The organism is Geomonas sp. Red276 (assembly GCF_054784495.1).
The window spans coordinates 38,493-50,357 of sequence record NZ_BLXW01000038.1 but is presented as its reverse complement, the minus strand read 5'-3'; the positions used below and the strand labels follow the sequence as shown (position 1 = coordinate 50,357).

11 protein-coding genes are annotated in these 11,865 nt (G+C 62.3%); 8 read left to right on the top strand and 3 right to left on the bottom strand.

Features of this window, described 5'->3' with window-relative positions; all coding sequences use genetic code 11:
• Nucleotides 1-366 precede the first annotated feature (366 nt).
• Nucleotides 367-2,619: an NADP-dependent malic enzyme gene (locus ACYVL5_RS19780; protein ID WP_460597301.1), complete on the bottom strand. Its 2,253-nt coding sequence runs from the start codon at nucleotides 2,617-2,619 to the stop codon at nucleotides 367-369.
• Between the two features lie 350 nt (nucleotides 2,620-2,969).
• On the opposite strand from ACYVL5_RS19780, the gene ACYVL5_RS19775 reads away from it, so the two are divergent.
• Nucleotides 2,970-3,452, top strand: a complete 483-nt coding sequence (locus ACYVL5_RS19775) for an HIT family protein (RefSeq protein ID WP_460597300.1) — start codon at nucleotides 2,970-2,972, stop codon at nucleotides 3,450-3,452.
• 163 nt (nucleotides 3,453-3,615) lie between these two features.
• Nucleotides 3,616-4,341 carry a DsbC family protein gene (locus tag ACYVL5_RS19770; protein WP_460597299.1) on the top strand — a complete coding sequence of 242 codons (726 nt, stop codon included), beginning with the start codon at nucleotides 3,616-3,618 and terminating at the stop codon, nucleotides 4,339-4,341.
• 54 nt (nucleotides 4,342-4,395) lie between these two features.
• On the opposite strand, the gene ACYVL5_RS19765 is transcribed toward ACYVL5_RS19770, so the two are convergent.
• Both ACYVL5_RS19765 and ACYVL5_RS19760 read right to left on the bottom strand, forming a co-directional pair.
• On the bottom strand, nucleotides 4,396-5,640 hold the full coding sequence (locus ACYVL5_RS19765; RefSeq protein ID WP_460597298.1) for an endonuclease Q family protein: 1,245 nt from the start codon (nucleotides 5,638-5,640) through the stop codon (nucleotides 4,396-4,398).
• Nucleotides 5,641-5,674: 34 nt separating this feature from the next.
• A complete protein-coding gene (locus tag ACYVL5_RS19760; protein WP_460597297.1) occupies nucleotides 5,675-6,091 on the bottom strand; it encodes a helix-turn-helix domain-containing protein in 417 nt (138 codons plus the stop codon).
• A 298-nt stretch (nucleotides 6,092-6,389) separates the two neighbouring features.
• On the opposite strand from ACYVL5_RS19760, the gene ACYVL5_RS19755 reads away from it, so the two are divergent.
• The 6 genes from ACYVL5_RS19755 (at nucleotide 6,390) to ACYVL5_RS19730 (ending at nucleotide 11,732) form a co-directional block, all read left to right on the top strand.
• The gene (locus ACYVL5_RS19755; RefSeq protein WP_460597296.1) at nucleotides 6,390-6,923 is read left to right on the top strand and encodes a nitroreductase family protein; all 534 of its coding nucleotides are present in this window, start codon (nucleotides 6,390-6,392) and stop codon (nucleotides 6,921-6,923) included.
• Nucleotides 6,917-8,083, top strand: coding sequence for a M24 family metallopeptidase (locus ACYVL5_RS19750; RefSeq protein WP_460597295.1), 1,167 nt, complete (start codon nucleotides 6,917-6,919; stop codon nucleotides 8,081-8,083). Before ACYVL5_RS19755 ends, ACYVL5_RS19750 begins: the two co-directional genes overlap by 7 nt.
• A gap of 242 nt (nucleotides 8,084-8,325) precedes the next feature.
• A complete protein-coding gene (locus ACYVL5_RS19745) occupies nucleotides 8,326-8,601 on the top strand; it encodes a hypothetical protein (RefSeq protein ID WP_460597294.1) in 276 nt (91 codons plus the stop codon).
• Between the two features lie 321 nt (nucleotides 8,602-8,922).
• Nucleotides 8,923-9,846: a PleD family two-component system response regulator gene (locus tag ACYVL5_RS19740; protein WP_460597293.1), complete on the top strand. Its 924-nt coding sequence runs from the start codon at nucleotides 8,923-8,925 to the stop codon at nucleotides 9,844-9,846.
• Nucleotides 9,847-10,022: 176 nt separating this feature from the next.
• A complete protein-coding gene (locus tag ACYVL5_RS19735) occupies nucleotides 10,023-10,799 on the top strand; it encodes an electron transfer flavoprotein subunit beta/FixA family protein (protein WP_460597292.1) in 777 nt (258 codons plus the stop codon).
• Nucleotides 10,800-10,820: 21 nt separating this feature from the next.
• Nucleotides 10,821-11,732 (top strand): electron transfer flavoprotein subunit alpha/FixB family protein, encoded by a 912-nt coding sequence (locus tag ACYVL5_RS19730; protein WP_460597291.1) that lies wholly within the window; start codon nucleotides 10,821-10,823, stop codon nucleotides 11,730-11,732.
• The last annotated feature ends 133 nt before the right edge of the window (nucleotides 11,733-11,865 follow it).

The following is an 11,865-nucleotide window of genomic DNA, read 5'->3' as shown; positions in this document are numbered from 1 at the left end:
CTGACTGGAACTGGAAACGATTCTTCACGGCAGCCTCCTCGGATGGAATGTGCCGTGATTATATGAACCACCTACGACGTAATATGTCGCGCTTGTCTTCCAGCGGAAGATTGGCGCTAATCAGGAAAGGAAAAGCCTCCCCTTCCTCATGATATTGCCCCTCTTTTCCCGAGCTTACCCGACGGTGACGGGCTGCCACTCCCCGGTCCCTTTGGTTCCCCTCCAGCCTCACCCCGCCCCTCCCGTCGTGAAGGGGAGGGAAGGGGAGGGAAGTTGACTGAGCGGACGATTCCACTGGTGAAAAAAAGAAAAGGGACCCCTCGCGAGGTCCCTTTCTTTTTTTGCTCCGGTAGAAACCGGGGGAGACTATTCCTGGCTCTGGGCGTCCACCACGGCGATGGCTGCCATGTTGACGATGTCGGTCACGTCGTCGCCCCTCTGGAGGACGTGGACCGGCTTTTTCATACCCATGAGGATGGGGCCGATCGCCTCGGCGCCCCCCAGGCGGTGCAGCAGCTTGTAGCAGATGTTCCCGGAGTTGAGGTCCGGGAAGATCAGGATGTTCGGCGGGCCGGTCAGGGTGGAGAAGGAGTAGTTGGTAAGGATCTCCGGGACCACCGCGGTATCGGCCTGCATTTCGCCCTCCACCTCGAGGTCAGGCGCCTTCTGCTTGACCAGTTCGACCGCCTTCTTCACCTTCAGGGTCAGCTCATGGTTCACCGAGCCGAAGTTGGAGAAGGAGAGCATGGCGACCCGCGGCTCGATCTCGAGCAGGCGTACCTTCTCGGCGGCCAGGATGGCGGTCTCGGCCAGCTCCTCGGCGGTCGGGTCGATCTCCACCGTGGTGTCGGCCATGAAGTAGATCCCCTTCTTGAAGATCATCATGTACATCCCGTGGACGCCGGTCAGCTGCGGCTGTTTCCCGATCACCTCGAGGGCCGGCCTGATGGTCTCGGGGTAGTGGGCGTCGATACCGGAGAGGAGGGTGTCGGCGTCCCCCATGCGGACCATCATGGAGCCGAAGTGGTTCCTCGACTTGCGGCGGATGATCCTGCGGGCCTCGGAGAGCGTGATCCCTTTGCGCTGGCGCAGCCGGTAGAGTTCCTGGGCGTACCCCTCGGTGAGCTCCGAATCTTCCGGGTCGATGATGGGGAGGTTGAGGTCGAGCCCCATCTCGGCGATCTTGGCCTCCACCTTGGCCCGGTTGCCGATCAGGATCGGCTGGGCGATACCCTCTTCCACGATGGCGTAGGCGGCCTTGAGGATCTTCTCGTTGTCCCCTTCCGGGAAGACGATCTTCTTGGGATCGCACTTGGCCTTGTTGATGATGAAGCGCATGGTCTCCTTCGCCTTGCCCTGCAGGGCCTCGAGGCTCTCCACGTACTTCTCCATGTCCTCGATCGGCTGGCGTGCCACGCCGGAATCCATGGCGGCCTTGGCGACCGCCGGGGCCACCTTGAGAAGGGCTCTCGGGTCGAACGGCTTGGGGATGATGTAGTTGCGGCCGAAGGAGAACTTCTCGTTGCCGTAGGCGCGGCAGACGGAGTCCGGGCAGTCCTCGCGGGCGAGCTCGGCGAGCGCCATGACGGCGGCGGCCTTCATCTCCTCGTTGATGGTGGAGGCGCGGACGTCGAGTGCGCCGCGGAAGATGAAGGGGAAGCCGAGCACGTTGTTCACCTGGTTGGGATAGTCGGAGCGGCCGGTGGCCATGATGACATCGCTTCTCACCGCCAGCGCCTCTTCCGGGGTGATCTCCGGGTCCGGATTGGCCATGGCCATGATGATCGGGTCTTTGGCCATGTCGCGGACCATCTGCGGGGTGACCGCCCCTTTGGCCGACACGCCGATGAAGACGTCGGCCCCCTTCATGGCGTCCTCCAGGGTGCGCAGCTCGGTGTCCACCGCCAGGCGCTCCTTGTAGACGTTCATCCCCTCGGTGCGCCCCTTGTAGATGACCCCCTTGGTGTCGCACATCATCACGTTTTCCTGCCTGGCGCCCAGCGAGATGGCGAGGTTCGCGCAGGCGACACCGGCCGCACCGGCGCCGTTCACCACGATCCTGATGTTCTCGATCTTCTTGTTCACCAGCATGAGCGCGTTGATGAGGGCCGCGGTCGAGATGATGGCGGTGCCGTGCTGGTCGTCGTGGAAGACCGGGATGTTCATGGTCTTCTTAAGCTCTTCCTCGATGTAGAAGCACTCGGGGGCCTTGATGTCCTCCAGGTTGATGCCGCCAAAGGTCGGCTCGAGGAGCTGGACCACCTTGATCACGTCGTCCGGGTTCTCCGAGTTCACCTCGAGGTCGAAGACGTCCACGTCGGCGAACCGTTTGAAGAGGATACCTTTCCCCTCCATGACCGGCTTTCCGGCGATGGCGCCGATGTTGCCGAGACCCAGCACCGCGGTGCCGTTGGAAACCACCGCCACCAGGTTCCCCTTGGCGGTGTACTTGTAGGCGTCTTCCGGATTCTTCTCTATCTCAAGGCAGGGCTCGGCGACTCCCGGCGTGTACGCGAGCGACAGGTCGCGGGCGGTAAGGCACGGTTTGGTGGAAACGACTTCGATCTTCCCCTTGCGGCCCATGGAGTGATATTCGAGTGCATCAATTTTTTTTGCCATTGCTACCTCCTGAATTAGATATGCTGATGCGACAGACGCCCCCGCCAACGGAGAACGAATTCTGGCCGGGAAGTGTCAGGGAAAAGAGGAAAGTATAAAATAAAGCAGACCAGGTCGGTGGAAGCCGGTACAATCTTAAGTGTTGTCGAAGGAGGGGCTCATGATGAGCACTTAGGGATAAATAAACCTATCGCCCCCCCGTGTCAAGTTGTTTTCACAAAAATAGAACAGGTGTTTTAAAGAAATGTAAACCGACCGGCTGCGGAAAGGCCCGTTTTCACGGAAAAACCGCCCGTGGCGGGAGACATCCGCTGTTTTACTGAAGATTGACGCTAACGGGAGGAAAGGGTATGGAGCGGTTATGGGCCCCCTGGAGAATGGAGTATATCACCGAGTCGAAACAGCCGGAGTGCATCTTCTGCCGCGAAGGTGACGACCGCCAGCTGCTGATCCTGCACCGGACCGAACTGGTGATGGTCATGCTGAACCGCTACCCTTATGTCAACGGACACGTGATGGTGGCGCCGGTCAGGCACACCTGCGACCTCGACACCCTTTCCGGTGAGGAGATGGTGGCCCTCTTCAGGGGGGTGGCCTTCTGTCGCCGGGTCCTGGTCGAGGCGGGGAACCCCGACGGCTTCAACATAGGGATCAATCTTGGCAAGGCCGCCGGGGCAGGCGTGGAGGAACACCTCCATATCCACGTGGTACCCCGCTGGAGCGGGGACAACAATTTCATGTCGGTGGTGGCCGACATCCGGGTCGTTCCCGAGGCGCTGCTGGCCACCTACGACCGGCTGCTTCCCTTTTTCAGGCAGGGCGACCGCTCCTAGCGGCCGCCACCTGGCCCGGCAGGGGGGAGCATCTAGCAATTGGGGAAACTTTAAGGAAAGAGATTAAAGGATGGAACAAATGAGCGCAGGTTGTGATAAGGTAGCGAACCTGGCTGCCGATTGGCCGCCATTCATACTTCACACGACTAGAGGGAGGATTGGCATGAACTTTGGAAGCAGGTTGACCGGATTTCTCTGCGGTTTCTTGCTGCTGGCGGGGGCGGCACTGCCGTGTGCGGCTGCCGATACCAAAACCGATACCCAGAAGGTGGAGGCCTCGCTGAGGGAGGCATTCCCGCAGGTCCCCACCGTCGACGCGGTGCTTCCCAGCGAGATCCCCGGCGTCTACGAGATCGATTCCGGCCAGAACGTCTTTTACTATTACCCCGAGAAGCAGCTGGTCATCATCGGCGAGATGGTCGGCAAGGACCTCAAGAGCAAGACGGCCGAGCGCCGCGGGGCCCTTTCCGCACGGCTGGTGAAGGACCTGCCGCTGGACAAGGCGGTCAAGGTGGGGGACGGGAAGAAGACCGTGATCGAATTCACCGACCCCGACTGCCCGTACTGCCGCAAGGCCTACGAGTATTTCACCAAGAGAAACGACGTGACCCAGTACATCTTCTTCTCGCCGCTGGCCCATCCCCAGGCCATCACCAAGGTCGAGTACATCCTCGGCGCCGACAACAAGGTGCAGGCCTACGACTCGATGATGCTCGGACAGGAGATCCCGGCCGGGGCCAAGCCGCCCACCGAGGCGGTCAAGGCGCTGGCCCAGGAGCACCTGGCGCTGGCAAGGAAGATGGGAGTCCAAGGGACCCCGACCTTCTACATCAACGGACAGCAGGTGGTCGGCGCCGACACCAAGCGCTTCGACGAACTGCTGAAATAAGCTATTACCACCGTTCCGATCCCCCCTTCCTCCACGGGAGGGGGGACGTCGGGGCTACCGGCAGGGGGCAAGCGGCTTGACGGCCACCTTGCCGAACTCTCCGTCGAAACCCGCCTCGATTTCCACCTCACCCAGCCTCATGGCGCCGATAGCGGCAGCCATCTCCGCCGATGACGCCTCTTCGATCACCTCCAGCGGCGCCTCCAGCAACACCTTGAACTCGCATCCCACCCGCTCGAGGAGGCTAAAGTAGGCCGCCTCCGCCTTCTTGGAGGCGGTGCCGACCCTAAGGACCCCGCCGATCAGGTCCAGCAGCGGGACGACCGACTGGAAAGGGGGGGCGCCCGGCGGCCTTTCGCCCGGCGGCCGGTCCGAAAGTTGCTCGAGCCGGTGCTCCACCCCCATGGTGACCTTTCTTCCGCAGGCCGGGCAGCGGTAGCCTGCGGCCTCGGTTTGCGCCGGGGTGAGCCTCAGCCGGCAGGGGCGGTGCCCGTCGGCGTGATATTTCCCCTGCTGCGGGAAGAACTCGATGGTCGAATCCACCCCGTCCCCATCGACGATGGCGGAGTAGATGCCGTGATAGGAGGGCTCCCCCTTGAAAACGGTCGCCTCCCTTCCGAGCTTGCCGGGTGAATGGGCGTCGGAATTGGAGACCAGGGTGATGCCGTCCAGGGCCGAGATCCTCCAGTTCATGGCGGGATCGGAGGAAAGCCCGGTCTCGATGGCGTGCACGTGCGGGGTCAGGTCGCCGAAACACTCCTCGAGCGAATCGAAACCGGAAGAGCGGCCGAAGACGGAGAAGTGAGGGGTCCAGGCGTGGGCGGGAATCAGGAGCCCCCGGGGCGAGGCGTCCAGCACCATGGCGAGGAGGTCGCGGGCGTCGAGTTTGAGGATAGGTCTCCCATCGGAGGTGAGCTTGCCGATGCGGGAGAGTGCCGCGTTGAGGCGGTGGGCGGAGGCGAAGTCCGGGAGGTGGACCAGGCAGTGCACTTTCCTGGTCCTCCCCCCTTTACGGTAGACGCAGCTTATTTCCCCCGACAGGAGGAAGCGGACCTCGCCGCGGCAGCTGGCGGGCACGGACACGGAGTCGGGGCTTACCCGCAGGGCCAATAACCCGGACGGGGTGGGAACCAGCTTCTCTTCGAGTTCGGCGAGCCAGTCAGGATGGGTGCAGTCTCCCGTGCCTACCACCGAGATGCCTTTCAGTTGACCCCACCGCCAGAGCGATTCGGGGGTGAGGTCGTGGCTGGTGGCCAGCGAGTAGCGGGAATGGATGTGCAGGTCGGCGATGAAGGTCAAGGCGCCTCCAAAAGAGCTGGCGGCGCCGGAGGGGTCACAACTTGTCGGCGCGCTGGGCGGCTCCAAACTTCTCTTCCATCTTGTGGCGGTAGGATACGATTTCGTTCCGGAGCGAGTCCAGCTTGGACATCTTCTCGTCGATCTTTTCGACATGCTCGTCGAGGATCTCGATCAGGCGCGGGATCATCCTCTCGGTCTGCTTGGCCTCGCCGTAGGCGAGGTAGAGGTCCTGCATCTCCTTGATGGTGAGCCCCAGTTCCTTCAATTTCATGATGAACCTGATCCGGCGCACATAGTAAGGGGTGTACCCGCGGGTTGCGCCGTCGCTCCTCTGCACGCTCTGCAGGATGCCGACCTCTTCCCAGTACCTGAGGGTCCGGGTGGTGAGGCCGAGCGAGATGGCGAGGTCGCCGATCGGGGTAATCTCTTCGCCTTCGGTAATGTCGTCCATGCACTCCTCTTAAGGGGGGTAAAATAAAGGTTTAATCTAGTGCATACGGGTCAAGCTGTCAACCGCTTTGAGCGTGCAGGACCCCATGAATGCCGATAGAACGCGCCTTCTTTGAGCCGCGGTGCGGCCGGCGGAGACGACCATCTCATGACCCCTTTGTTCATCCAGCTGCCCCGGACCTTTGGCCGGCTCTCCGGCGGGGCACGGTCCCGGCCGCTGTTTCCCGCGGTGACAGACATTTACAAAACAATGTTTATGGTGTATCTATAACTTCCACGTCGATATGGAGGGTAATGAAATGGATGTGTTGCAGGCGATACGAGATCGGCGCTCGATCAGAAAGTACCAGGATGCTCCGGTTGAGCGTGAAAAAATAGAACAAGTCCTTGATGCCGCCCGCCTGGCTCCTTCCTGGAAGAATCTCCAGTGCTGGCGGTTCCTGGTGCTGACCGACCCGGCCCGCCGGGGAGTTCTCGTGGAGGCCTTCCCCGACGACAACCCGGGAAAAAAGGCGATCGCGACCGCTCCTTGCCTGATAGTGGTCTGCGCCGACCCCGCCGAGTCCGGCGTGGAGAACGGGATCGAGTACTACATCGCCGACACCGCCATCGCCTTCGAGCACCTCTGCCTGGCCGCCAAGGAGCTCGGGCTCGGTACCTGCTGGATGGGGTGGTTCGACGAGGAGAGGATCAAGCAGGCGCTCGGGATTCCCGCCGGGATCAGGGTGATCGGAATCACCCCCTTGGGCTATCCCGAACAGGAACCGAAGCAGCGTCCCCGCAAGGAGTTGCGGGAGATCGCCTTCGCAGAGACGTGGGGGGTGGCATGGTAACCGCCGAAGAATCCAGGTCGCGGATCGGGCGACTGCAGTCCGAGCTGGCCGCGAAGGGGATCGACGCCGCCTTCCTGGTCTTCCCGATCGATATCTACTACTTCTCCGGGACCCGCCAGAACTCGCTTCTCTACGTCCCCGCCTCGGGCGATCCCGTCCTCATGGTGCGCAAAAGCCTCTCCCGCGCGAGGAGCGAGGCCGCGGTCGCCGACGTCCGTCCCTTCCCCTCCTCGAAGGAACTCCCCCACCTGATCGGGAGCGGGGTGAAGAAGATCGGGCTCACCTTCGACGTCCTTCCGGTGCAGCAGTACCACTTCTACGCGAAGCTCTTCCCGGCCTGCGAATTCGTCGACCTTTCGGGCATCAACCGCGAGCTCCGCTCCGTGAAGAGCGCGTGGGAGCTGGAGCGGTTACGGGAGGCCGGGCGCAAAACCGCCGCCGTTTTTGCCCAGGTCCCCGAGTTCCTGAGGGAGGGTATGCGGGAGCTCGACCTGGCCGCCGAGATGGAGACCCGTCTGCGCCGAGCCGGCAGCGAAGGGTACGTGAGGATGCGCGCCTTCAACCAGGAGCTCTTCATGGGGCTCGCGGTCTCCGGCTCGGCCGAGATGCCCGGCTTCTTCGACGGCGCCGTCACCGGACAGGGGCTCTCCGCGGCGTCTCCGCACGGCCCGTCCCTGGCCCCGATCATGGCGGGCACCCCGGTAATCCTCGACTACACGGGGATCTTCCAGGGATACATCGTCGACATGACGCGGGTCTTCGCCATCGGCGGGCTTTCCGGGCGGCTCGTCAACGCCTTCCAGGTCTCCCTCTCCATCCAGGGGTACCTGGCCGAAAACCTCAAGCCCGGGGCAATCTGCGAGGAACTCTTCCTGGCCGCCGCCTCCATGGCGGAGCGGGCGGGGCTCGGGGAGTACTTCATGGGGGCGCCGGGGGAGAATGCCCGCTTCGTCGGCCACGGCGTCGGTCTCGAACTCGACGAGTTCCCGGTGCTCGCCCAGGGGTTCAAGATGCCGCTCAAGGCGGGGCAGACCATCGCCATCGAGCCCAAGTTCGTGATACCCGGCGAAGGGGTCATCGGGATCGAGAACACCTTTGCAGTCACCGAACGGGGTGGCGAAAAGATCACCGACCTTTCCGACGCTATCGTCTACCTCTGAGGATCATGCAATCGGCTCTTCTGCCGGCCGATTCAGTGGGGGGCAATCGACGGGTTGCCCTCTTTTTTTGCCCGCGTTCCTGAGCCTTCCACCACCACTTCCTTTCACGAGCCGCACCGCCTGCTTGCTTCGTCCGTCCGGCTTCCCATACGCGCAAGGGCTGACTTGCCCCTGCCGTGTGGTAAGCTATCTATGAGTCCTCACACGAGTTTCATCTTTGAATAACAGTCAAGGAGGAAGCAATGGCTAGAGTAGCTGTGCTACTGGTTGACTATGGACCCAATAACAGCATTCACATAGCCCGCTTCAAGGACAATCTCCAAAAGGCGGGGTGGAGAGTGGGGTTTTTGGAGGGAGTATTTGAGAAAACTTTGGATCTGTCCGTCTCAAGGATAGAGACCGCAGTACAGGAGGAGGTTGACAGTGCCGCCAACGATGCTGTCTTTAAAAAGACCTGCTGCGAGCTCTTTGTCGCCGAGGAGGAACTGAAATTCTGTTGGGACTGGAACACTCCCTGAGTCTGGGCAAAGGCTAATCTATTTTCGTATCTCTCAGGAATTATTAAAGAACTGGACAAGTAGCGCCGATATTGGTTACTATTCTGCTATGACAAAGCTTTTCGCCACCTTTATGATCATCTTCGCACTAGCGGTGATCGTCTTCGGGACTTGGCAGCTCTATGCAGGAAATCTTGAGGCCGCCTTTTCCTCCTTTCCTTTTCTGCTCATCCTCTACCTGTTCATCAGACCGCAACGCCGGCAGTGACGGCGGGCGGGAAAGCGCCGGCGCGGTTGCCGTGGCGAAGCGGGGCGAGTGTTGATTGGCTGTTGGAGATCTAGATGTCCTGTGTCCTGGTAGTTGATGATTCCGCAACCATCCGCGACAAGGTCGTGAACACCTTGAAAGAAGTCGGCCTCTTTGAGGAGTACAAAGAAGCGCGCGACGGCCTCGAGGGGTTCAAAACCCTGATCGATTCCAAGGCAGACCTGGTCATCTGCGACGTCGACATGCCGCGCATGGACGGTTTCAAGTTCCTGCAGCTCGTCGAGTCCCGCCCCGACCTTCTGGGGATACCGATCATCATGCTAACCGGCAAGATGGACTTCAGCTCCAAGATCCGCGGGCTGGAGCAGGGGGCCTGCGACTACCTCACCAAGCCGTTCGATTCCGGCGAGCTGGTGGCCCGGGTCAAGGTGCAACTGAAGCTCAAGTCGCTGCAGGATGAGCTGAAGAAGGCCAACGAGCTCCTCAAGCGGCTCACCAACATCGACCACCTGACCAACCTGTTCAACCGGCGGTATCTGACCGAGGTGCTCGAGGCCGAGTTCCTCCGCGCCCGGCGCAACAACGAGTGCCTCTCCCTCATCATCGCCGATATCGACTTCTTCAAGAAGGTCAACGATACCTTCGGTCACCAAAACGGCGACGTGGTGCTCTCGTCGGTGGCCGCCATCATCCAGCGGCAGCTGCGCGCCTACGACATCGCCGCCCGGTACGGCGGCGAGGAGTTCGTCCTCGTCGTCCCGGGAACCAACCTGCAGGGAGGGGTGATGGTCGCCGAACGCCTCCGCCAGGCGGTTCTCGAGAACACCTTCCCGCCTCCCCTCCAGCATCTCACCGTCACCATCAGCGCCGGCGTCGCCACCTATCCCTCCCCTTTGGTGGACAGCATCGACTCCCTCTTCCGCCAGGCCGACGAGGCCCTCTACCGCGCCAAGGAGAACGGCCGCAACCGCGTCGAGACCATGGCCGTCCCCACCTGACCATTCTCTTTTTCCCCCCACTTGCGTAAATAATTCCGCCCCCTTACGCCGTTGCGTACCGGTGGCTCCTCGGGTATTCTGTATAATGAGAACGGCTCCCACGGCTTTCCGGCCGCGATGCCTGCGGTTTCGGAGCAGGGACAGGGGGACCGAGCGCGACAGTTCCAGGAGGCGGTATGAAAATTCTCGTTTGCATCAAGCAGGTGCCGGATATGGAATCCCGCTTCAAGCCGGACGCCGCCGGGACGTGGTTCTCTGATACCGATCTTGCCTTCCGCATGAACGAGTACGACGAGTTCGCGGTCGAGCAGGCGGTGCGGCTGAAGGAGCAGTTGGGTAACGATCCGGAGCTGACCGTGCTCTCGATGGGGGCGGACCGGGTGCTCGAGGCGATCAAGAAGGCACTTGCCATGGGGTGCGACCGGGGCGTCCAGATCCAGGATCCCGCCGCCCACCTGAAGGACCCCTGGCAGAAGGCCTCCGCCATCGCCGCCTACGCCAGGAACGAGGGGTACGACCTGGTGTTCACCGGATTCCAGTCCCAGGACCGCGGCTCCTGCCAGGTCGGCGTCATGCTGGCCGAACTGCTCGACTTCGCCTGCGCCACCACCATCGTCGGCTTCGAATTCGCCGGCGGGGTCGTCACCGTGAAGCGCGAGCTGGAGGGAGGGGTGAAGGGGGTGGTAACGCTTACGACCCCGGCCGTGGTGACCTGCCAACTGGGGCTCAACACCCCCCGCTATCCGACCCTCCCCAACATCATGAAGGCGAAGAAGAAGGAGATCCTCGTGCTGCCGGTGGGTGATCTTCTCCACGAGGAAGCCAAGGCGGTAACCACCTCGTTCTATGCCCCCGCCAAGAAAGGGGGAGGTATCGTGCTGGAAGGGGAGGTGGGCGAACAGGCGGACAAGCTGATCCAGATACTGAAGGAAAAGACCGGCGTACTGCGCTAGGGACCGGCCCGGAGGGATGCCATGAAAGCGTTGCTGGTAGGTGAAAGCAGGGACGGCTCGTTCCTTGAGTATGGATACGAACTGGAAGGATTTGCCGAGCGGGTCGGGGCGGAAACCGCGATGGTGATGGTGGGGCAGGAGAAGAGCCTCCCCGGCTGCGGCGGGAAACTGTACCTTGCCGATGCCGCAACCTGCGGCGAGTACAATCCCGACCTGCACAAGAAGCTGATCCTGGCGGTGGTGGAGCGGGAAAAGCCCGACCTCGTCGTCTTCTCCCACTCCTCATACGGATGGGATCTCGCCCCGCGGGTGGCCGCAGCCCTCAAGGCCGCGCAGCTCTCGGAGGTGATCGGCATCACGGGAGACGGCTACGAGCTTCCCTCCTGCAGCCAGAAGATGCGCCGCAGCGTGAAGCCCGCCACGCCCGTCGTGGTGCTGACCCTCCAGATGGGCGCCTTCCCGGCGGTGACCGGGGGGGGCGCGCCGCAGGTTGAGCGGGTGGAAACGGAAGGCAGCGGCAAGGTCACCTTCGTCGGTTACGAGGCCGCCGAGGCCAAAGGGATCGACTTGGCCAAGGCCGAGGTGATCGTCAGTGCCGGCCGCGGCATCGGCAAGGCGGACAACGTGCCGGTGATCGCCGCCCTGGCCAAGGCGCTCGGGGGACAGCTGGGCGCGAGCCGTCCGGTGGTCGACAGCGGGTGGGTGGAGCACAGCCACCAGGTCGGCACCACCGGACAGACGGTGAGCCCCAAGCTGTACGTCGCCTGCGGCATCAGCGGCGCTATCCAGCATCTGGCGGGGATGAAGAAGTCCGGCTTCATTGTCGCCATCAACAAGGACAAGGATGCCCCCATCGGCGAGGTGGCCGATGTCCTGGTGGTGGCCGACGTCATGCAGTTCGTCCCGGCGCTCACGGCGAAGCTGGCGAAGTGAGAGCAGGCTTTGCCCCCCTCACCGCCGCCCCTTGTATAGTCATTCCCTCTCCCTCCGGGAGAGGGTGGCCGCAGGCCGGGTGAGGGAAGCTTTTAGAACCTCCCCTCACCCCCGCCCCTCCCCCGGTGGGAGA